Origin of the sequence: Streptomyces flaveolus (genome assembly GCF_014648815.1) — a bacterium.
Lineage (GTDB): Bacteria > Actinomycetota > Actinomycetes > Streptomycetales > Streptomycetaceae > Streptomyces > Streptomyces flaveolus.
This window is the reverse complement of the sequence record NZ_BMRV01000015.1, coordinates 55,549-76,570: the sequence shown is the minus strand read 5'-3', so window position 1 is coordinate 76,570 and position 21,022 is coordinate 55,549. Positions and strand designations below refer to the sequence as shown.

Below are 21,022 nucleotides of genomic sequence, written 5' to 3'. Positions count from 1 at the left end.
TAGGGGGCGCGGCAAGGAAAGTTACCGACGGTACGACATAGGCTTCCCGCGTGGCAGAAGACGCTGGAGACGCTGGACGACCCGATGGCCCGCGCGAGTACCGCATGGAGGAACTGGCCCGGCTGGCCGGCATCACGGTGCGCACCCTGCGCTTCTACCGCGAGCGCAAACTGATCCCGCCACCCCGCCGCGAAGGCCGCATCGCCTGGTACGACGACCACCACCTGGCCCGCCTGCGCACCATCGCCGCCCTCCTGGAACGCGGCCACACCCTCAGCGGCATCGCCGAGCTCGCCGACGCCTTCGACCACGGCCGCGACGTCGGCGACCTGCTCGGCATCGGCGAGCCCACCGAGGAGACCCCGGTCCGCCTCACCCCCGAGGAACTCGCCGCCCGCTTCGAGGGCGAGGTCACCCCGGAGAACCTCGCCGCCGCGATGGAGCTGGGCTACCTCGGCACCGACGGCGACGAACTCGTCCACATCAGCCACCGCCTGCTGGACGTCTCCTCCGCCCTGGTCCGCGAGGGCATCCCCCTCGCCGAGGTCCTGGACGCCGGCAAACGCGTCCGCGACCACGCCGACGCCCTCGCCGAACTCTTCGCCGACCTGATCCTCCGCCACGCCCCCGAACAGGACCTCCACCGCCTGCGCCCCCTGGCCCGCAGCGTGGTGGAGGCGGAACTCTCCCTGGCCCTGGACCGACGCCTGCGCAAGCGGTCCGACGAGGGTCAGCGCTCGTAGACGACTGTCACCGGCGCGTGGTCCGACCAGCGCTCGGCATGCGTGGCGGCCCGCTCGACGTACCCCTTCACGGCCCGGGCGGCCAGTCCCGGCGTCGCCACGTGGTAGTCGATCCTCCAACCTGAATCGTTGTCGAAAGCCCGCCCCCGGTACGACCACCACGAGTACGGCCCCTCCGCGTCGGGGTGCAGGGCGCGCACCACGTCGACATAGCCGCCGTCCGCCGGGTCGAGGACGCGGCCCAGCCACTCGCGTTCCTCCGGCAGGAAGCCGGAGTTCTTGGTGTTGCCGCGCCAGTTCTTCAGGTCCGCCTGGCGGTGGGCGATGTTCCAGTCGCCGCAGACCACGACCTCGCGGCCCTCGGCGGCGGCGCGCTCGCGCAGCTCCTTGAGGTAGGCGAGGAACTCGCCCATGAAGCGGACCTTCTCCTCCTGGCGCTCGGTGCCGACCTCGCCGGAGGGCAGATAGAGGGAGGCGATCGTCACACCCGGCAGGTCGGCCTCGACGTACCGGCCGCTGGTGTCGAACTCCGACGAGCCGAAGCCGACCTGCACACGGTCGGGCTCACGGCGGGTGTAGAGGGAGACACCGGCGCGGCCCTTGGCGGCGGCGGGGGCGTGCGTCACGTGCCAGCCGTCGGGGGTGCGCACGTGCTCGGGCAGTTGCTGGGGCTCGGCCCGTACCTCCTGGAGGCACAGCACGTCGGCGGAGGTGTCCGCGAGCCATTCCACGAAGCCCTTCTTCGCGGCGGCGCGCAGACCGTTCACATTCACGGAGGTCACGGTGAGCATCAGCGCACGATACCGGCACACTGGACGACGTCCCTCTCCCGAGTGCGCATCAATATACGGTAGGAAGCATGAACATACGCCGGGTCCCCTTCGACCACCCCGACGCCGTGAAGCTGAACGACGAGGTCCAGGCCGAGTACGACCTGCGCTACGGCGACGGCGGCGACGCCACGCAGCTCGACGCCTCGGACTTCGCGCCGCCGAACGGCCTCTACCTGGTCGCGTACGACGAGAACGACGTCCCGGTCGCCTCCGGCGGCTGGCGCAGTCAGGACGCCAACGGCGAGGGCAACCGCGACGGGGACGCCGAGCTCAAGCGGATGTTCGTGATCGAGCAGGTGCGCGGCCGGGGGCTGGCCCGCCGCATCCTGGCCGCCCTGGAGGAGGACGCCCGCGCCGCCGGCCGGACCCGCATGGTCCTGGAGACCGGCACCAAGCAGCCGGAGGCCGTCGCCCTGTACCTCTCCAGCGGCTACGAGCCCTGCGAGAAGTTCGGCTACTACCGCTTCCACGAGGAGAGCCTCTGCTACGCGAAGGCCCTCCAGGTCTCCTAGTCCGGGGTGGGTAGGCCTGGCCCTACCCCCAAGTCTCGCCCCTGCCGCACCGACCCGGAGGGGTCCCTCGCGGTTTCGTGGACCCCACGGACGCCGGACGAGTGGGGGCAGCGGGAGACATGGGCATCGCGACTACCGGAACCAGCGCGGTCGAACTGCGTTCCGTCAGCAGGCAGTACGGGGCGGGCGGTGGCCGGGTGGCCGCTCTCGACGGGGTGTCGCTGGCCTTCCCGGCCGGCACCTTCACCGCGGTCATGGGCCCGTCCGGCTCGGGCAAGTCGACGCTGCTGCAGTGCGCGGCGGGTCTGGACCGGCCCACCTCGGGTTCGGTGCGGCTCGGGGAGACGGAGCTGACCGCGCTGAGCGAGCGGCGGCTGACGCTGCTGCGCCGGGAGCGGATCGGGTTCGTGTTCCAGGCGTTCAACCTGCTGCCGTCCCTGACGGCCGAGCAGAACGTGGCGCTGCCGCTGCGCCTGGCCGGGCGGCGCCCGCGCGGGGCCGAGGTGCGGGAGGTGCTGCGGCGGGTCGGGCTCGGTGAGCGCGCCCGGCACCGCCCGTCCGAGCTGTCGGGCGGCCAGCAGCAGCGCGTCGCGCTGGCCCGGGCGCTGATCACCCGCCCCGAGGTGCTGTTCGGCGACGAGCCGACCGGCGCGCTCGACTCGCGGACGGGCCGTGAGGTGCTGGCCCTGCTGCGGGGCATGGTCGACGACGACGGCCGCACGGTCGTCATGGTCACCCACGACCCGCTGGCCGCGTCGTACGCGGACCGGGTCGTGTTCCTGGTCGACGGGCGGGTGCACGGCGAGCTGGCGGGCGCCCCGGCCGGGGAGATCGCGGCGCGGATGGCCACGCTGGAGGCCGATGACCAGGAGGCCGTGCCGTGCTGACCGTCGCCCTGCGCACTCTGCGCGTCCGCTGGACCTCCTTCGCCGGCAGCTTCGTCGCCCTGGCGCTCGGCGTCGCCCTGCTCTGTGTGATGGGCCTGGCCCTGGCCTCCTCGCTGAACGCCCCCGAGCGCGCCCCGGAGCGGTTCGCCTCGGCGCCCGTGGTGGTGCGGGGGCAGGACACGCTGCGCGTGCCCACCGCGAACGGTGTGGAGACGCAGCCGCTGGCGCATCCCCGCCCGGTTCCGGCCCGTACGGTGGCGGCGCTGCGCGCGCTGGGCCCGGTCACCGAGGACCGTGCCTTCCCCGTGCGGGTGGCGGGCGGGCCCGGCGCTCTGGTGGGCCACCCGTGGTCGACGGCGGCCTTCGCCCCGTACGAGCTCAGCGCGGGACGCGCGCCGAGGGCCGACGGCGAGGTGGTGGTCACGGGCGGCCGGCCGGCCGTGGGCGAGCGGCTGCGCACGTCCTACGGCTCCGTGCGCGTCGTCGGCACGGTGGAGGATCTCGGTTTCGAGCGGGCGGTCTTCTTCACGGACGCCCGCGCGGCGCGGCTGTCGCCGCCGAGTACGCAGCTGGTGGTCGACGCGGACCCGGCGGAGGTGCGGCGGGTGGTGGGGGACGCCGCCCAGGTGCTGACCGGTGCGGCGCGGCGGCTGGCGGACACCGATCCGGACCGGGAGCGGGAGGCGGTGACGGCGCTCAACGCCCTGTTCGGGACGGCGGGCGGGGTGGCCGCCTTCGTGTCGGTGTTCGTGGTGGCGTCGACGTTCTCCTTCACGGTGGCGCAGCGGCGCCGGGAGTTCGGGCTGCTGCGTACGGCGGGGGCGACGCCGGGCCAGGTGCGCCGGCTGGTGGCCGCCGAGGCGCTGCTGGTGGGTGTCCTCGCCTCGGCGACGGGCTGCGCGCTGGGCGCGTACGCGGCACCGCGGCTGGCGGCGTGGGTGGTCGGGCAGGGGCTGGCGCCCGGCTGGTTCGCGATCGGCGATCAGGTGTGGCCGTATCACCTGGCCTTCTGGACGGGGCTGCTGGTGGCCCTGTGCGGGGTGGTGGCGGCGTCCTGGCGGGCGGGGCGGACCATGCCGGCGCAGGCGCTGCGCGAGGCGTCCGTGGACACGGGGACGCTGACCCGGGGCCGTCTGGTGTGCGGTGCGGCCCTGCTGCTGACGGCGGCCGTGACGCTGGTCCTGGCGCTGCTGACCGACCCGGGCGATCTGCTGCACCGCAAGACGTACGTCAGCCGGCCGATGCTGCTGATCACGGCGGTGGCGTTGCTGGCGCCGCTGCTGGTGCGCCCGCTGACCCGGCTGCTGGCCTGGGGGCCGTCCCGGTTGCCGGGTGCGGGCGGGATGCTGGTGCGGGAGAACGCCGCCGCCTCGGTCCGGCGTACGGCGTCCGTCGCGGCGCCGGTGCTGGTGACGGTGGCGCTGACCGGGTCGCTGCTGGGGGCGACGGCAACCCTGGACGGGGCGCGGGCGGCCGAGGTCCGGGAGCGGACGGTGGCCGATCTGGTGGTGACGGCCGACGGCGGTCTCGGCCGGGACGCGGTGCGGCGGGTGCGCGCGGTGCCCGGCACGGCGGCCGTGTCGGCGACCGCGCCGACCGCCGTGTACGTCGTGGAGGAGGGCGTGGCCCTGATCCGCTCCGAGGCCCGGGCGGCCGACCCGGGAGCGCTGGCGGCGACCGCGCGGATCCCGTTGACGGGCGGCCGGATCAGCGACCTCGACGACGACTCGATCGTGGTCAACGAGGAGTGGGAGCGGCACACCGTGGGGCAGCGCGTGACGGTCCGGCTCGGCGACGGCACCCGGCGCTCGCTGCGGATCGCGGCGGTGATGCCGGTCGGCACCGGCGACAACGGGGCGTACGTCACGCCGGCGAACGCGCGGGGCGCGGTCGTCGACCGGGTGGAGGTGACGGTGGCGCGGGGCGCGGACCGGGAGGCCGTGGCGGCGGGGCTGCGGGAGGCGGCGCGGTCCTCGGGCGGGCGGGTGCTGTCCCGGCAGGCGTGGCTGCGGGCGACGGCGACGGCGCCGGGGACGGACGGGACGGCCCGCGCGGGCTTCCTGCTGGTGCTGGGCATCGCGCTGCTGTACGCGGGGATCTCGCTGGCGGCCACCCTGGTCATGGCGACCTCCGACCGGCTGCGGGACCTGGGCGTGCTGCGACTGGCGGGGGCGACCCGGGGGCAGGTGCTGCGACTGGTGGCGGCGGAGGCGCTGACGGTGGTGGCGGTAGGCACCGTGCTGGGCGTGCTGGTGGCGGTCCTGAACCTGTGCGGGATGCGGGGCGCCCTGGCCCTGTTGTCGGCCCCGGCCGCCCCGGTCGCGCTGCCCTGGCCGGCGCTGGGTGCGGTGGCGGGGGCGTGCGCGGTGGTCGCCGTGCTCGCGGCGACGGTTCCGGCGGCGCTGGCGCTGCGGCGCGGGGCGGGTGAGGGGCTGTCAGTCCGCGCGGCGGGCTGAGGCTCCGGGGCGGCCGGCCCGGTTCCCGCTCCCGGGAACACGATGAAGCCCCTGTCAGTAATCCCTGACAGGGGCTTCATGCTGCGTGGACCTGAGGGGATTTGAACCCCTGGCCCCCTCGATGCGAACGAGGTGCGCTACCGGACTGCGCCACAGGCCCTTGCAACGAGTGAAACTTTAGCACCCCGATCGGCCTGCTCAAAAATCCCTTCCCGGGGGCCGGGCGCGGGGTGCGCTACTCGTTGGCCGCGCGGGGGCGGTCGCCGTCCTCGTACTGGTCGAACAGCGGTGTCCGGCCCCGCTCCCGGGAGCGGCGGGCGGACGCGGCGCGGCGGACGCCGCTGCGGCCGGGGGCCTCGGGCCGGTCCTCGGCGTCGTCGGCCGGGCGGTCCGGTGCGGGCGGGGCCGCCGTGTCCCGCTGGTCCGGGCGGTCGGGGGCTACGGCGCTGGAGCGGGCCGAGCTCCACGCGTCGGGCGCCGCCAGGTCCACGTCGGGTGTGGCGCGGGGGGCGACCGGCGCGGTGACGTAGGTCGGCAGGGGAACCGGCACGGGGTCCCAGCTGTCGCCCTGGCCGGGCCGCCGCTGCCGTTCGCGCTGCTGGTCGACCCACTCGGCGTGGTCGGTCTGCTCCACCAGCGCCCGGCGGTCCGCGGCGAGCGCGGAGAGCCCGGCGTCGGGTTCGGCCTCGGGTGCCTCGTCGGGCTCCTCGGCGTCGGGGTCGCCGGTGACGTCGGCGGAGGCGCGCCGGCGCGGCTGGCGGTCGCGCAGCCGCTGGGCGGCGACCTCGGCCTGACGGCGGTCCATGTGGAAGGCGAACCGGCGGCGTTCCTGGGACCGCAGGTAGGCGATGTAGGCGCTGAGCAGCACCGCGGGCACGCCGGGCGCCCACAGGAACGCCAGTCCGCCGACCGCGGCGACGACCGAGCCGAGGGTGAAGGCCAGGAAGAGCATCACGGTGGTGCGCCGACGGCGTGCGAGCACCTTCAGGCGCCGGGCGCGGGCCGCCGCCGGTGAGCCCGGGGCGGGCCGGGCGGCGGGCACCCGCCTGCGGGCCGGTGCGGCACCGGACTCGGGGGCCTGCGCGGGTCTGTCGCGGTCGGGACGTCCGTCCGTCTCGGCGCGGTCCGGTGCGGGCCGCTCCTCGGTGTGCTGCGGGACCGGCTGGGTGTGCCGACGGGTCTTGGACACCGCGAAGGCCCGGACGTCCACCGATTCGGTGACGGCGTCCGGGGCGTCGGCGTCGGGCTCCGCGTCGCCGGCGGAGCGCGACCGCAGGTCCTTGGCGTACCGGCGCTCCATGCCCGCCCGTCCGGACAGCAGCCGGATGGCGGTGCTGAAGCGTTCCGTCGGACGGGCTTCGTTCAGCTCGTCCTGCCTACGGAGCCACATCGGCACCAAGTAGGCGGCCCAGGCCCCGACGATGACTGCGTAGATGAGGCCGCTGCTGCTCACATCTCACACGGTAGAGGGGTTTGCGTGGGGCCATCCGCCAATTGGGCCGGTGTGTCGCACGATCAGGCTGATATTTCGAACTTTTTTTGCGACCGATGCGACCAGCCGACTGTCAGGGTCGCGAATTACCCGCTCCCGCGTGGTCGCGACCCGATCAATTTCGAACGTTTATTCAATTCCGGTGCTCGGCCGGGCCGGATTGCCCGGGCTGTTCCGCGCGCTCCGGTCCCGTGACCGGTGCCAGCGTCGCAGCAGGCCCTCCGGTACCTCTTCCGCGGTGAGCGCGAACACCAGATGGTCACGCCATCCGCCGTCGATGTGGAGATAACGCGGCCTGAGGCCCTCCTCGCGGAATCCGAGTTTCTCCACGACCCGGCGGCTGGGCCCGTTCTCCGGGCGAATACAGACCTCGACGCGGTGCAGGCCGACGGTGCGGAAACAGTGGTCCACGGCCATCGCGACGGCCGTGGGCATCACCCCGCGCCCGGCCACCGCCTCGTCCACCCAGTAACCGACGTGGCCGGAGCACATCGAGCCCCAGGTGATCCCGGCCACCGTCAGCTGCCCGACCAGCCGCCCCTGGTACTCGATGACGAAGGGCAGCATCCGGCCCGCGTTCGCCTCGGCCCGCAGATGGCGGACCATCTGCCGGTACGTCGGCCGCTGCGCGAGCGGTCCGCCGGGCGAGGGCGGCGGGATGGTCGCCTCCCACGGGCGCAGCCAGTCGCGGTTGCGCCGGTTGACCTCGCGCCATGCCCGCTGGTCGCGCAGCTTTATGGGCCTGAGGACGATGTCGCCGTCCACCAGCTCGACGGGCCAGGATGGGCTGTTCAGCTCGCACCCCCACTGCCGGCGGTTCTGGGGTGGTCACCGCCGCGGAGCTGGTCCACGGCGTGCTTCAGCAGGGGCTCCAGGACCGCGAGGCCGTCCTTCACGCCGCCGGTGGAACCCGGCAGGTTGACGATCAGCGTCCTGCCCGCCACCCCGGCCAGGCCGCGGGAGAGCGCCGCGGTGGGCACCTTGTCGCGGCCGTACGCCCGGATGGCCTCGGCGATGCCGGGGACCTCGTGGTCGAGCACCGCCCGGGTCGCCTCGGGGGTGCGGTCGGTGGGCGAGATGCCGGTGCCGCCGGTGGTGACGATCACGTCGTAGCCCGCCTCGACGCCCGCGCGCAGGGCTGCCTCGACGGGCTCGCCGTCGGGGACGACCCGCGGGCCGTCGACGGCGAAGCCGAAGCGGCCGAGGCCCTCGGCGATCAGGGGGCCGCCCTTGTCCTCGTAGACACCGGCGGCGGCCCGGTTGGACGCGGTGACCACCAGGGCGCTGTACGAAGCGGCGAGGGCACCTGCGATCGACGCGTCCAGCGTCATGACCGGCTCCAGTCGCCCGACTTGCCGCCCGTCTTCTCCTCCACGCGCACGTCCGTGATGACCGCTCCCTTGTCGACCGCCTTGACCATGTCGATCACGGTGAGCGCGGCGACGGAGACCGCGGTGAGCGCCTCCATCTCGACACCCGTGCGATCCGTCGTCCGCACCGTGGCGGTGATCTCCACGGCGTCGTCCGCGACCGACAGGTCCAGTTTCACACCGGAGAGCGCCAGGGGGTGGCACAGCGGGATCAGATCGGGGGTGCGTTTGGCGCCCATGATGCCCGCGATCCGGGCGGTGGCCAGGGCGTCGCCCTTGGGGACCCCCTCACCGCGCAGCAGCTCGACCACGCGGGGCGCGACCAGGACGCGTCCGCTGGCGCGTGCGGTGCGCGCGGTCACGTCCTTGGCGGACACGTCGACCATCCGGGCGGCGCCCGCCTCGTCGATGTGCGTCAGCCGGCCCTGCGTGTCCTGGCCGTCCTGGGTGGGTCGGTCCTGCGTGCTCATGCTGTGTGGCGCTCCCGGTCCGGGCCCGGCGCGGTGCGGCGCGTGGGCCTGCTGTGCGCGACACGGTACCGCCAACCGGGCGGGATCAGCGGAGCAGGACCACCTCGACCTCGGTGCCGGGCTCGACCGATTCGACGTCCTCGGGGACGACGATCAGCGCGTCGGCGTGCGCGAGGGCCGCCACGAGGTGGGACCCGGCGCCGCCGACCGGGGTGACCGATCCGTCGGCGCAGGTGCCGCGCAGGAACTGCCGGCGGCCCTTGGGTGAGCTCAGCGCCTTGTCGGCGGTGAGGGTCGCCGTGGTGGTCGGGCGGTGGACGTCGGCGAGGCCCATGAGGGTGCGGATGGCGGGGCGGACGAACAGCTCGAAGGAGACGTACGACGACACCGGGTTGCCCGGCAGGGCGAGCAGCGGGGTGTGGTCGGGGCCGATGGAGCCGAAGCCCTGCGGCTTGCCGGGCTGCATGGCGAGCTTGCGGAACTCCACCCCGCTGCCCGGCTCGTCCTCGTCGGCGACGTGCGCCAGCGCCTCCTTGACGACGTCGTACGCCCCGACGCTGACCCCGCCGGTGGTGACCATCAGGTCGGCGCGGACGAGCTGGTCCTCGATGGTGCTCCGCAACGTCTCGGCGTCGTCGGCGACCGCGCCCACGCGGTAGGCGATGGCGCCTGCGTCGCGGGCGGCGGCGGTGAGGGCGAAGCTGTTGGAGTCGTAGATCTGACCGTGGGCCAGTTCCTCATCGGGCTGGACGAGTTCGCTGCCGGTGGACAGCACCACCACGCGCGGGCGGGGGTGCACCCGGACCCTGCCGCGCCCGATCGCGGCGAGCAGGGCGATCTGCGGCGGCCCGAGGACGGTGCCGGCCTCCAGGGCGCGGTCACCGGACTTCACGTCGCTGCCCGCCGCGCGCACGTGCGCGCGTGCCTCGGCCGGCCGGTACACGTGGACCTGGCCCTCGGCACCCTCGGGGGCGAGGCTGCGGGCCCGCATTCCGGCGACCGGGCCCTCGCCGAGGCCGCCGTCCGTCCACTCGACGGGGACGACGGTCTCGGCGCCGGGCGGCAGCGGGGCGCCGGTCATGATGCGGGCGGCCTGGCCGGGGCCCACGGACGGCGGGTCGGCCTGGCCGGCGGCCACGTCGCCGACGACCTCCAGGACGGCGGGGAACTCCTCGCTCGCCCCGGCCACGTCGGCGACGCGCACCGCGTACCCGTCCATGGAGCTGTTGTCGAACGGCGGCAGCGAGACCGGCACCGTGATGTCCTCGACCAGGACGCACCCCTGGGCGTCGAGCAGGTTCAGCTCGATGGGTTCCAGGGGGCGGACGGTGGCGAGGATGTCGTCCAGGTGGTCCTGCACCGACCACAGCCGGTCCGGACCGAAGTCCGCTCCTGCGTGGTCGTGGCCGGTGTCACGGGGCGCGGCGCTGCTCAACGTCGTTACATCTCCTCGGCTACGTAACTGCGGAGCCAGGTCCGGAAGTCGGGGCCCAGGTCCTCACGTTCGCACGCGAGCCTGACGATGGCCCGCAGATAGTCGCCGCGGTCGCCGGTGTCGTAGCGGCGGCCCTTGAAGACGACGCCGTGCACCGGGCCGCCGACCTTTTCGTCCTCGGCGAGCTGCTGGAGGGCGTCGGTGAGCTGGATCTCGCCGCCGCGGCCGGGCTCGGTCTTGCGCAGTATGTCGAAGATGTGCGGGTCGAGGACGTAGCGTCCGATGATGGCGTAGTTGGAGGGGGCGTCGGCCGGGTCGGGCTTCTCGACCAGTCCGCTCACCTTGACGACGTCGCCGTCCTCGGTGGCCTCGACGGCGGCGCAGCCGTAGAGGTGGATCTGCTCGGGCTCGACCTCCATGAGGGCGATGACGCTGCCGCCGTGCTGCTCCTGCACGTCGATCATGCGCTGCAGCAGCGGGTCGCGCGGGTCGATCAGGTCGTCGCCGAGCAGGACCGCGAAGGGCTCGTCACCGACGTGCGGGGCGGCGCACAGCACGGCGTGGCCGAGGCCCTTGGGGTCGCCCTGGCGGACGTAGTGGATCATCGCGAGGTCGCTGGACTCCTGGACCTTGGCCAGCCGGCTCGCGTCGCCCTTCTTCTGGAGGGCGGACTCCAGCTCGTAGTTGCGGTCGAAGTGGTCCTCGAGGGGACGCTTGTTGCGGCCCGTGACCATGAGGACGTCGCCGAGACCCGCGGAGACGGCCTCTTCGACCACGTACTGGATCGCCGGCTTGTCGACGACCGGCAGCATCTCCTTGGGAGTGGCTTTGGTGGCCGGCAGGAACCGGGTACCAAGTCCGGCTGCGGGGATGACAGCCTTGCTGATCCTGGGGTGGGACTGAGTCATGCCCGCCACCATATCCGGTGACTTTGGGAGAATCCGCAACTCCGGATCACCCGCGCTCATATGAGCATACGAGAACGGTACAGGAGCCACTTTTGACGCTCAGCGGACATGCCGACGAGTCCGGCAAGCGAGCCCTGCGGCGGGAGTTCCTCATGGTGAGGGGCGGTCTGACGGCGGACGAGGTGCGCGAGGCGGCGGACGCGCTGGCCGGACGGGCGCTCGCGCTGCCCGAGGTCGCGGGGGCGGGCGTCGTGGCGGCGTACGTCTCCGTGGGCGCCGAGCCGGGCACCCTCGCGCTGCTGGACGCGCTGCGCGCGCGGGGCGTGCGCGTGCTGTTGCCGGCGCTGCTGCCCGACAACGACCTGGACTGGGGTGTCTACGCCGGGGAGGACTCCCTCACGCGCGTGCGGCACGGCGGGCGGATGGCCCTGTACGAACCCGGCGGCGAGCGCCTCGGCCCGGACGCGGTGACCGCCGCCGACGTCGTGCTGCTGCCGGGCCTGGCGGTCGACGAGCGCGGCATGCGGCTGGGGCGCGGCGGCGGGTCGTACGACCGTGTCCTCGCCAGGCTGGAGCGGGCGGGCGCGCGGCCCGCGCTGCTGGTCCTGCTGTACGACCGGGAGGTCGTCGCGCACGTCCCCGAGGAGCCGCACGACCGGCCGGTGGACGCGGTGGTGACGCCGTCGGGCGTGCGCAGGTTCCGCTGACGCGGGGCCCCCCGGTCCCCCTGCCTCTCCCGGGGACGCGAAACGGCCTCCACGCACGCGTGGAGGCCGTCTCGGGTTCCGGTGGCAGCGCTACGGCTTGAGCACCAGGGTGTCGCTCGTGCTCTCGTCGACCGCCTTCGCGGAGAAGGACCACGGCAGCAGCTCACCGTCGGCCCACTTGTCCGTCTGGTCGGTGTAGTGGGCGCTGTAGGCGTGTCCGGAGGCGCCGGTGAGGTTGATCCACCGCGACTTGTCGAGGTCGCCGAGGTTGACCACCATCCGCATGGACGGCACCCACACCACTCCGTAGCCGCCGGCCGCGTTCCAGCCGGTGGCGTTGACCGCCGCCTCGCCGCCGCTGAGCTTCCACGGGCCGCGGTTCAGGGCGTACTTCACGAAGCCGGGGCCCTCGGTGCCGAGGGTCTGGTTCTTCAGGAACAGGCGGTGCAGCCGGCCCCAGTTCCAGCTGTCGATGTCCTTGCCGAGCTTGGCGGTCAGCTCCCAGCGGGCGTCGACCATGGCGCGCTTGAACAGGTCGTCGCGGTTGTGGTCGGCGCCCTTGCGGGTGCCGTTCGCCGGCGTCGTCCACCAGTCGCTCTTCGGCTGGTCCAGCAGGGTGCGGACGACCTCGAACCAGCGGTCGCCGCCGTCCGGCTGCGCCTGGTCGGCATCGCGCTGACCGCACTCGTAGACCTTGCTGACCTCGTCCGCGGGCCCGGTGCTGTTGACGGGGTCGACCCACAGGCACTGGCCCTCGACCCGCAGTTCCTTGGGCAGCTTGTTGCCGAAGGCGAGCTTGAGGATGTTGCGCCAGACCGCGTTGAAGTAGGCGGCGGCGGCCGAGTCGGCGTCCTGGGTGTAGTCCCAGCCCTCCAGCAGCTTCTGCGCCTCGCGCACGTCCTTGTCGGCGACGTCGATCTTCAGCAGCTGGGGCACGAGCAGCTTGGCCATCTCGCTGCTGTTGTCCAGCTGCATCTGCCGCATGTCGTCCGTGGAGATCTTGCCGCCGTCCTTGATCTTCTGCTCGATCAGGGCGGTGATCCGCTGGCTGCGGGTGCCGTAGCCCCAGTCCGTGGTCAGGGTGTACGGGTACTCGTCCTCGTCGATCACGGCCTGGTTGGCGGTGACGATGTAGCCGCGGTCGGGGTCGAACTCGTAGGGCAGCTCGTCCGGGTCGATGTACTTGCCGGTCCAGCGGTACTTGGAGTTCCAGCCCGGAGCGGGGACCGAGCCGTCGTGGCCCTCGGCGCGGATCGGGATCTGGCCCGGCAGCGTGTAGCCGATGTGGCCCTCGGTGTCGGCGTAGACCAGGTTCTGGGAGGGCACGTCGAACAGGGCGGCGGCCTCGCGGAAGGTGTCCCAGTCCTTGGCCCGGTCGATCGCGAAGACGGCGTCCATCGTGGTGCCCGCGTCCAGCGCCGTCCAGCGCAGCGAGACGCCGTAGCCGTCGGCGCGGTCGGGTGCCGCGGCGTCGACGGTGGCCTTCTTGCCGACCTTCACGAGCTCGTCGTCGCGGTCGGAGAGGAGGGGGCCGTTGTTGGTCTCGCGGACGACGATCTTCTTCGGCTCGCCGCCGGCGACCTTGATGGTCTCCTCGCGGGTCTCGAAGGGCACGACCTTGCCGTCGTACTGGTAGCCGTCGCCGGTGATCTTCTCCAGGTACAGGTCGGTGACGTCGACGCCGGAGTTGGTCAGGCCCCAGGCGATGTCCTGGTTGTGGCCGATGACGACGCCGGGCATGCCCGCGAAGGTGTAGCCGGTGACGTCGTACTGGCACTTGGCGGAGACGGTGCGGCAGTGCAGGCCCATCTGGTACCAGACGGAGGGCAGCGAGGGCGACAGGTGCGGGTCGTTGGCCAGCAGCGGCTTGCCGGTGATGGTGTGGTCGCCGGAGACGACCCACGAGTTGGAGCCGATGCCGTTGCCGTTCACGCCGACGGCGGTGGGCAGGTCGTCCAGGACGTTCTGCAGGCCCGCGAGTTGACTCTCGAGGGCGCTGCCGGTGCCCGTGCCCGAGCCGGACGTGCCGGTACCCGTGCCGCTGCCGGTGCCGGCACCCGTGCCCGTGCCCGTGCCGTCCGTGGAGCCGTCGCCGCCGCCCTCGAACGTCTCGGTGAGCTCGTCGTACTGGCCCTCCTGGACGATGGCCTTGTTCCGGCTGTACGGGTACGCCGGGTACAGGTCGGCGATCTGCTTGGGACCGAGGCGGCTGGTCATCAGGGCGCGGTCGACCTCGTCCTGCATGTTGCCGCGCAGGTCCCAGGCCATCGCCTTCAGCCAGGCGACGGAGTCGACCGGGGTCCAGGCCTGCGGCTTGTAGTCGTTGGTGAAGCCGAGGGCGGCGTACTCCAGCGAGATGTCCGCGCCGTCCTTGCCCGCCAGGTAGGCGTTGACTCCCTTGGAGTACGCCTGGAGGTATTTCTTCGTGGAGGGCGACAGCTTCTCGTCGTACTCCTGCTTCGCCACCCGGTCCCAGCCGAGGGTGCGCAGGAACTCGTCGTTGTCGACCTGGCCCTTGCCGAACATCTCCGACAGGCGCCCGGAGGTCATGTGGCGGCGCACGTCCATCTCGTAGAACCGGTCCTGCGCCTGGACGTAGCCCTGCGCCATGAACAGGTCCTCGTCGGAGGAGGCGTAGACCTGCGGGATGCCGTAGCCGTCGCGCTTGACGTCGACCGGACCGGCCAGGCCGTCCAGCGTGACGGAGCCCTTGGTCTGCGGGAAGGAGGCGCGGACGGTGCTGATGGACCAGTACGCCCCGTAGGCGAGGCCGCCGATGATGGCCAGCACCAGCACGAGGACGAGAAGGCGTGCTTTGCGCCCCTTCTTCCTGCCGGACTTGCCGGGCTGCTGACCCGAAGAGGCGGTGTTGGTGGGGGGCATCGCTGTCCTTGCTGTCCTAACACGAGCGGCAGGGGCGGGCTGTGCTTTGTACTGAACGCTGGAGCAACTGTAGGCGCAGGGCCCACTCCCCCTTGACGCGGAGTCGGGTACCGGCGCGCACGGGCGTTCGATCTTGCCAAGTCGAGCGTCAAGAAATCGTCAAGAGTTAGGTAAGGTAACGAAGTAGTCGGCCGCGGACTCCCGCGGCTTCGTGTGCCATGTATGTGCGCTCACGCGCGCTGTGTCCGCACACCCACCCGCGCCTCGTGGCGTGCGCTCGAACGACCGCGCACCCGCGCGCATGCTGTAAGCGCACCGCGATACGCGTGGGTGACGTGCGCCAGGGAAGGGAACGGCCGCTGACTGTCCACCACCTCAACCAGCTCCTGCTCGTCTGCTCGCTCGTCCTGCTCATCGCCGTCGCGGCGGTCCGGATCTCCTCGCGCAGCGGGCTCCCCAGCCTGCTCGTCTACCTGGCCATCGGCATCGCCATGGGTCAGGACGGCATCGGCGACATCCGGTTCGACAACGCCGAACTGGTGCAGGTCATCGGGTACGCGGCCCTCGTCGTGATCCTGGCCGAGGGCGGCCTGGGCACGAAGTGGAAGGAGATCAAGCCGGTCCTCCCGTCCGCCTCCGCACTGGCGCTGGCCGGAGTCGCGGTGAGCGTCGGCGTGACCGCCGCGGGCGCGCACTACCTGACCGGGCTGGAGTGGCGGCAGGCGCTGATCGTCGGGGCGGTGGTGTCCTCCACGGACGCGGCGGCGGTCTTCTCGGTGCTGCGCAGGATCCCCCTGCCCGCGCGCATCACGGGCACGCTGGAGGCCGAGTCGGGCTTCAACGACGCCCCCGTGGTCATCCTCGTCGTCGCCTTCTCCACCGCCGGACCGATCGAGCACTGGTACGCGCTGCTCGGCGAGATCGCCCTGGAGCTGGCCATCGGCGCCGCCATCGGCCTCGCGGTGGGCTGGCTGGGCTCGTGGGGGCTGCGGCACGTCGCGCTGCCCGCCTCCGGCCTGTACCCGATCGCCGTCATGGCCATCGCCGTCGCCGCCTACGCGGCCGGTGCCATGGCGCACGGCAGTGGCTTCCTCGCCGTCTACCTGGCCTCGATGGTGATGGGCAACGCCCGGCTGCCGCACTGGCCCGCCACGCGCGGCTTCGCCGACGGGCTCGGCTGGCTCGCCCAGATCGGCATGTTCGTGCTGCTCGGCCTGCTGGTCACCCCGCACGAACTCGGTGACGACGTCGTCCCCGCCCTGGTGATCGGGCTGGTGCTGACCATGGTGGCCCGGCCGCTGAGCGTCGTGCTGTGCCAGCTGCCCTTCCGGGTGCCCTGGCAGGAGCAGGCCCTGATGTCCTGGGCCGGGCTGCGCGGCGCCGTGCCCATCATCCTCGCGACGATCCCCATGGTGGAGGGCGTCGAGGGCAGCCGCCGGATCTTCAACATCGTCTTCGTCCTGGTCGTCGTCTACACCCTGATCCAGGGCCCGACCCTGCCCTGGCTGGCCCGCAAGCTGCACCTGGGCAAGGGGGACGAGGCCGCCGACCTCGGCATCGAGTCGGCGCCCCTGGAGCGGCTGCGCGGACATCTGCTGTCCGTCACGATCCCCGAGGGCTCCCGGATGCACGGCGTCGAGGTCAGCGAACTGCGGCTGCCGGCCGGATCCGCCGTCACGCTGGTCGTGCGGGACGGCAAGTCGTTCGTGCCGCTGCCGACGACGGGGCTGCGGCGCGGGGACGAACTCCTCGTCGTCGCCACCGACCCCGTCCGGGACGCGGCCGAGGCCCGGCTGCGCGCGGTCGGCCACGGCGGCAAGCTCGCCGGCTGGCTCGGCACCGACGGACACCGGCACTAAGGGCGGGTGAGCGGGGCCCGGGTGCTCGCTTTCACAGGTGCCGACCTGCTTGACCCCTGTACGATGAAGGCGGCACCTGATCGAACCAACTCTGCCTGACGCAGAGCTGGCGCGACCGTATGGCGGCCGGAACGCCCCGTGAGCCGGGCTCCGGTATCTACCGCAGTCCGCGCAAGAGGACAGCTCTCGGCGCACCCGCACGGCGAACAGCCACCAGGCGGGACCGGCGCTACCAGGCGGCAGAAAGGCACGGCCGTGGCATCCACGGTCACCCCGTCGAAGAAGTCGCCGCAGGAGACGCGGCACAACGCGCCCTCCCGCCCCGGATACGGACAACTGCTGCGTACCCGCGGCGCCTGGACGTTCCTGCTTCCCGGCTTCGCGGCCCGCCAGCCGTTCGCCATGCTGACGATCTCCATCGTGCTGCTCGTGCAGCACACCACCGGCTCGTACGGCGTCGCGGGCGCCGCCGCCGCCGTCACCGGCGTCTCCATGGCCCTGTTCGCCCCCTACAGCGGCCGCCTCGCCGACCGCTTCGGACAGCGCGCCGTCCTGCTGCCCGGCGTGCTCGTGCACACCCTGTCCGGCCTGACCCTGACCGTCCTCGCGCTCTCGGACGCCCCCCTGTGGGCGCTGTTCGCGGCGGCCGTGCCCACCGGTGCCTCGGTGCCGCAGATCGGGCCCATGGTGCGCGCCCGCTGGGGCGTGAAGCTGGGCGGCTCCCCGCTGATGAGCACGGCGGCGGCCTTCGAGTCGGTCACGGACGAGCTGACCTTCGTCCTCGGCCCGCTGGTGGCGACCGCTCTGTGCACGGGCGTGGACCCGGCAGCCGGCCTGGTCACCGAGTCCGCGCTCACCCTGGTGGGCGGCCTGCTCTTCGCCGCGCAGAAGAGCACCCAGCCGCGGGTCGGCGGCGGTGACGGCCACGGGCGCGTGGAGCACGTTCCGGCGCTGCGCGTGCCCGGCGTGCGCGTGCTGGCCGTGATCTTCCTGGGCATCGGTTCGGTCTTCGGCGGCATGCAGGTCTCGCTGGCCGCGTTCACCGAGTCGATCGGCGAGCCCGGCATGAACGGCGTCCTGTACGGCGTCTTCGCGGCGGGCAACATGCTCTCCGGCCTGGCCTGCGGCGCCATCGCCTGGAAGGCGGCCCCGCAGCGGCGCCTGCTCGTCGGCTACACCGCCCTCGCGCTGACCGCCTCCGGCCTGTGGGCCGCGCACTCGGTGCTCGTGCTGGCCGGCCTCGGCCTGCTCGTCGGCATGTGCATCGCGCCCGCCCTGGTCACCGGGTACACGCTGGTCGAGGACCTGGTCCCGGCGGGCGCCCGCACCGAGGCCTTCACCTGGCTGACCGGCGCCGTGGCGCTCGGCCAGGCGGCGGCCGTCACGGTCGCCGGACAGCTGGAGGACCGCTTCTGGGACGGCGCCGGATTCCTGGTCCCGATGGGCGGCACGGTGCTCGCGCTGTCGGTGCTGGTGGCGCTGCGTTCTCGGCTGGCGACACCGCCCCGCGGCCGGACGGTCGCACGTGGCGTCGGTCACCGCACGCCCGCCACAGTGGACTGAACCCCGGGAATACGTCACTATGGATCGTCGTTAGCACTCATCGAGTGAGAGTGCCAGGAGGAAGACAGTGCCGACGTACCAGTACCAGTGCACCGAGTGCGGCGAGGGCCTCGAGGCGGTGCAGAAGTTCACCGACGACGCCCTGACCGAGTGCCCGAACTGCCAGGGCCGCCTGAAGAAGGTGTTCTCGGCGGTCGGCATCGTCTTCAAGGGCTCCGGCTTCTACCGAAACGACAGCCGCGGCAGCTCGTCCAGCAGCTCGCCGGCGTCGTCGAAGCCCGCTTCGACGTCCTCCTCCTCGGACTCCGGTTCGTCGTCGGGCTCGGGTTCGTCGTCCTCGGCGTCGAGCTCCGGCAGCTCCTCCTCGAGCACCACCGCCGCGTAGCACTTCTCACCGGGACCCTGCCGTCGTCCGACGGCAGGGTCCTCGGCGTTCCCGGATCCGGGGGGCGGCTAGGGTCTGGGGCATGGCGAACAAGGTGAACGCCGAGATCGGCGTGATCGGCGGCTCCGGTTTCTACTCGTTCCTCGACGACGTGACCGAGGTCCAGGTGGACACCCCGTACGGGCCGCCCAGCGACTCCCTCTTCCTCGGCGAGGTCGCCGGCCGGCGGGTCGCCTTCCTCCCCCGGCACGGACGCGGCCACCATCTGCCGCCGCACCGGATCAACTACCGGGCCAACCTGTGGGCGCTGCGCTCGGTCGGCGTGCGCCAGGTCCTCGGTCCGTGCGCGGTGGGCGGGCTGCGCCCCGAGTACGGGCCGGGCACGCTGCTGGTGCCGGACCAGTTCGTCGACCGGACGCGGTCCCGCCCGTCGACGTACTTCGACGGGATGCCGCTGCCCGACGGCACGGTGCCCCACGTGGTGCACGTGTCGCTGGCCGACCCGTACTGCCCCGCCGGGCGGGCGGCCGCGCTGAAGGCGGCGCGGGGCCGGGACTGGGAGCCGGTGGACGGCGGCACGCTGGTCGTGGTCGAGGGGCCGCGCTTCGGGACACGTGCGGAATCGTTGTGGCACCGGGCGCAGGGCTGGTCGGTGGTCGGCATGACCGGCCACCCGGAGGCGGCGCTCGCCCGGGAGCTGGAGCTCTGCTACACCTCGCTGACCCTCGTCACCGACCTCGACGCCGGGGCCGAGAGCGGCGAGGGCGTCTCGCACGAGGAGGTGCTGCGGGTGTTCTCTGCCAATGTGGACCGGCTGCGGGGCGTGCTGTTCGACGCGGTGGCGGCCCTGCCGGCGGCCGGGGAGCGGGACTGCCGGTGCGGGCATGCGCTGGGCGGGATGGACCCCGGGATCGCGCTGCCCTAGGCCGACGGGGATCGGCAGCGCCCTGCGGGGCGGCGGGTCTCGGCGGGGCCCTGCGGGGCCCGGCGGGTCTCGGCGGGCATGCGGAACGTCCGGATCGGGTGAGGGAGTTTTCCACAACCGGCCGGTGGTCCACGGACGCCGGCGGGAGACGGCGAGACGCCTCATCGTGGGTGCGCAAGCCGATCCCTCGTCACAGGTGGTGGTCACCGTGTCCCGTTCCGCCGTTCCCTTCCCGCCGCCGCTCGGCGCCGACGCCCCGCCCACCTGCGAGGTGCCGCACTTCGCTCCGGTGCGGGTGCGGGGCGGGCGTCATCAGCTGCACCGGCTCGTACGGCACCGGAGGCGTGCCGTGGCCGCCGGTCTCGCGGTCACCGCCGCGGCGCTGGTGGCGGCGGGCCCGCTTCCTGACACCGGGGCGCAGGACGGCGGCCGGGCGCGCGGGCATCCGGTGTCCGACCGGGCGGGCGAGCGGCCGGCCGCGCGGCCGGTGGCGGCGCCCGTGCGGATCGCGGACGCCGCGACGGTGCGGCTGCTGGCGCCGGGCGACCGGGTCGACGTCGTCGCGTCCGAGGAGGGCGCGGGCGGCGGGGTCTCCGTGATCGCGCGGGGAGCACGGGTGGTGAAGGTGCCGGAGCCGGACGCCGGGGTGCCGGGGGACGGAGCACCGGAGGCCGGGGGGCCCGAGGCAGGGGCGCTGGTCGTGCTCTCGGTGCCGCCCGCCACCGCGCACCGGCTGGTCGGCGCGGGGGCCCGGGCGCGGCTGGCGGTGACGCTGTGCTGAGCCTGTCAAGTCCCTCATTGGTGGGGCCGGACTGGACAGCACCGCCGGGCGTCGGCGTAGGTTGCGGAGCGTTTTGTTCCACAACCTGGTCATGTGAGGAGTGCCCCCGAGGTGAGCGCGAAGAAGGATCCGAGCGTCTGGCAGGGCTTCAAGGCCTTCCTGATGCGCGGGAACGTCGTCGATCTGGCAGTCGCGGTGGTCATCGGCGCCGCCTTCACCAACATCGTCAACTCGGTGGTGAAGGGAATCATCAATCCGCTGGTCGGCGCGTTCGGCACGCAGAACCTGGACAGCTACAGCTCCTGCCTCAAGGGCCCGTGCACCGGTACGGGCGACAGCGCGACCGGCGTCCGGATCCTGTGGGGTTCGGTGCTCGGCGCCACCCTCACCTTCGTGATCACGGCGGCCGTCGTCTACTTCCTGATGGTCCTGCCCATGTCCAAGTACCTGGCTCGCCAGGAGGCCCGCCGCAAGGCGCGGGAGAGCACGCAGGAGGTCGTCGAGGTGTCCGAGCTGGAGGTGCTCAAGGAGATCCGCGACGCGCTGGTCGCACAGCGCGGATCGGGCCACGACCGCACGTAGCGCGGACGGTCCGTCGGCGGGCGGCTGCCCGCGCCGCTCACAGGTGGTGGGGCGGCTTCTCGTCGAGGAAGCGCTTCAGGTCGGCCGCGCTGTCGGCGTCGGGCCGCTCGCCCCATCCCCGGTCGGTGTCGTCGGAGGTCTGCTGGTCGAGCGGGTCGTCGAAGACCAGCGCGGGCTTCGGCGCGCGGGGCTCGGGTTCGGGGGCGGTGCTCATGGCTCCAGGGTACGGCC

Annotated in this window: 20 protein-coding genes and 1 tRNA gene; 11 read left to right on the top strand and 10 right to left on the bottom strand. The window is 73.0% G+C overall.

The window, feature by feature from the left end:
* The first annotated feature begins 104 nt into the window (after positions 1-104).
* Positions 105-743: a MerR family transcriptional regulator gene (locus IEZ05_RS29040; RefSeq protein ID WP_189233329.1), complete on the top strand. Its 639-nt coding sequence runs from the start codon at positions 105-107 to the stop codon at positions 741-743.
* On the opposite strand, the gene IEZ05_RS29035 is transcribed toward IEZ05_RS29040, so the two are convergent.
* A complete protein-coding gene (locus IEZ05_RS29035) occupies positions 731-1,534 on the bottom strand; it encodes an exodeoxyribonuclease III (RefSeq protein WP_189233227.1) in 804 nt (267 codons plus the stop codon). The genes IEZ05_RS29040 and IEZ05_RS29035 overlap by 13 nt on opposite strands.
* A 68-nt stretch (positions 1,535-1,602) precedes the next feature.
* Between IEZ05_RS29035 and IEZ05_RS29030 the strand changes: the two genes are divergently transcribed.
* The 3 genes from IEZ05_RS29030 (at position 1,603) to IEZ05_RS29020 (ending at position 5,431) form a co-directional block, all read left to right on the top strand.
* Positions 1,603-2,088, top strand: coding sequence for a GNAT family N-acetyltransferase (locus tag IEZ05_RS29030; RefSeq protein WP_189233226.1), 486 nt, complete (start codon positions 1,603-1,605; stop codon positions 2,086-2,088).
* Positions 2,089-2,207: 119 nt separating this feature from the next.
* Positions 2,208-2,975, top strand: coding sequence for an ABC transporter ATP-binding protein (locus tag IEZ05_RS29025; protein ID WP_189233225.1), 768 nt, complete (start codon positions 2,208-2,210; stop codon positions 2,973-2,975).
* On the top strand, positions 2,969-5,431 hold the full coding sequence (locus tag IEZ05_RS29020; protein WP_189233224.1) for an ABC transporter permease: 2,463 nt from the start codon (positions 2,969-2,971) through the stop codon (positions 5,429-5,431). The genes IEZ05_RS29025 and IEZ05_RS29020 overlap by 7 nt, the downstream gene beginning before the upstream one ends.
* A gap of 86 nt (positions 5,432-5,517) precedes the next feature.
* Here IEZ05_RS29020 and IEZ05_RS29015 read toward each other — a convergent pair.
* The 7 genes from IEZ05_RS29015 to galU all read right to left on the bottom strand — a co-directional run bounded on the left by IEZ05_RS29015 (position 5,518) and on the right by galU (position 11,106).
* Positions 5,518-5,591: transfer RNA gene (locus tag IEZ05_RS29015), tRNA-Ala, on the bottom strand.
* Positions 5,592-5,666: 75 nt separating this feature from the next.
* The gene (gene sepX / locus IEZ05_RS29010; protein ID WP_189233223.1) at positions 5,667-6,884 is read right to left on the bottom strand and encodes a divisome protein SepX/GlpR; all 1,218 of its coding nucleotides are present in this window, start codon (positions 6,882-6,884) and stop codon (positions 5,667-5,669) included.
* A 168-nt stretch (positions 6,885-7,052) separates the two neighbouring features.
* Complete coding sequence (locus IEZ05_RS29005; RefSeq protein ID WP_229869915.1) at positions 7,053-7,691, bottom strand: GNAT family N-acetyltransferase; 639 nt, start codon at positions 7,689-7,691, stop codon at positions 7,053-7,055.
* A 23-nt stretch (positions 7,692-7,714) separates the two neighbouring features.
* Positions 7,715-8,254 carry a MogA/MoaB family molybdenum cofactor biosynthesis protein gene (locus IEZ05_RS29000; RefSeq protein WP_189233222.1) on the bottom strand — a complete coding sequence of 180 codons (540 nt, stop codon included), beginning with the start codon at positions 8,252-8,254 and terminating at the stop codon, positions 7,715-7,717.
* Positions 8,251-8,763: a cyclic pyranopterin monophosphate synthase MoaC gene (moaC, locus tag IEZ05_RS28995; protein WP_189233221.1), complete on the bottom strand. Its 513-nt coding sequence runs from the start codon at positions 8,761-8,763 to the stop codon at positions 8,251-8,253. The genes IEZ05_RS29000 and moaC overlap by 4 nt, the downstream gene beginning before the upstream one ends.
* Positions 8,764-8,848: 85 nt before the next feature.
* Positions 8,849-10,198: a molybdotransferase-like divisome protein Glp gene (glp, locus tag IEZ05_RS28990; protein ID WP_373298866.1), complete on the bottom strand. Its 1,350-nt coding sequence runs from the start codon at positions 10,196-10,198 to the stop codon at positions 8,849-8,851.
* 5 nt (positions 10,199-10,203) lie between these two features.
* Positions 10,204-11,106 carry a UTP--glucose-1-phosphate uridylyltransferase GalU gene (gene galU / locus IEZ05_RS28985; protein WP_189233220.1) on the bottom strand — a complete coding sequence of 301 codons (903 nt, stop codon included), beginning with the start codon at positions 11,104-11,106 and terminating at the stop codon, positions 10,204-10,206.
* Between the two features lie 152 nt (positions 11,107-11,258).
* Between galU and IEZ05_RS28980 the strand changes: the two genes are divergently transcribed.
* On the top strand, positions 11,259-11,813 hold the full coding sequence (locus IEZ05_RS28980; RefSeq protein WP_189233326.1) for a 5-formyltetrahydrofolate cyclo-ligase: 555 nt from the start codon (positions 11,259-11,261) through the stop codon (positions 11,811-11,813).
* A gap of 90 nt (positions 11,814-11,903) precedes the next feature.
* Here IEZ05_RS28980 and IEZ05_RS28975 read toward each other — a convergent pair whose 3' ends face one another.
* A complete protein-coding gene (locus IEZ05_RS28975) occupies positions 11,904-14,696 on the bottom strand; it encodes a penicillin acylase family protein (RefSeq protein ID WP_189233219.1) in 2,793 nt (930 codons plus the stop codon).
* A gap of 218 nt (positions 14,697-14,914) precedes the next feature.
* On the opposite strand from IEZ05_RS28975, the gene IEZ05_RS28970 reads away from it, so the two are divergent.
* From IEZ05_RS28970 to mscL, 6 genes are all read left to right on the top strand, one after another.
* Positions 14,915-16,555 (top strand): potassium/proton antiporter, encoded by a 1,641-nt coding sequence (locus IEZ05_RS28970; RefSeq protein WP_373298865.1) that lies wholly within the window; start codon positions 14,915-14,917, stop codon positions 16,553-16,555.
* 255 nt (positions 16,556-16,810) lie between these two features.
* Positions 16,811-18,118, top strand: a complete 1,308-nt coding sequence (locus tag IEZ05_RS28965) for an MFS transporter (RefSeq protein WP_189233218.1) — start codon at positions 16,811-16,813, stop codon at positions 18,116-18,118.
* A 67-nt stretch (positions 18,119-18,185) separates the two neighbouring features.
* Positions 18,186-18,503, top strand: coding sequence for an FmdB family zinc ribbon protein (locus tag IEZ05_RS28960; RefSeq protein ID WP_189233217.1), 318 nt, complete (start codon positions 18,186-18,188; stop codon positions 18,501-18,503).
* An 82-nt stretch (positions 18,504-18,585) separates the two neighbouring features.
* Entirely contained in the window at positions 18,586-19,428 is an 843-nt protein-coding gene (locus IEZ05_RS28955) for an S-methyl-5'-thioadenosine phosphorylase (protein WP_189233216.1), read from the top strand.
* Between the two features lie 208 nt (positions 19,429-19,636).
* Positions 19,637-20,209 (top strand): RcpC/CpaB family pilus assembly protein, encoded by a 573-nt coding sequence (locus tag IEZ05_RS28950; RefSeq protein WP_229869909.1) that lies wholly within the window; start codon positions 19,637-19,639, stop codon positions 20,207-20,209.
* A gap of 111 nt (positions 20,210-20,320) precedes the next feature.
* Entirely contained in the window at positions 20,321-20,791 is a 471-nt protein-coding gene (mscL, locus tag IEZ05_RS28945; RefSeq protein ID WP_189233214.1) for a large conductance mechanosensitive channel protein MscL, read from the top strand.
* 37 nt (positions 20,792-20,828) lie between these two features.
* Here the strand turns inward: mscL and IEZ05_RS28940 are convergent, their stop codons facing one another.
* Positions 20,829-21,005 carry a hypothetical protein gene (locus tag IEZ05_RS28940; RefSeq protein ID WP_189233213.1) on the bottom strand — a complete coding sequence of 59 codons (177 nt, stop codon included), beginning with the start codon at positions 21,003-21,005 and terminating at the stop codon, positions 20,829-20,831.
* Between the last annotated feature and the right edge of the window lie 17 nt (positions 21,006-21,022).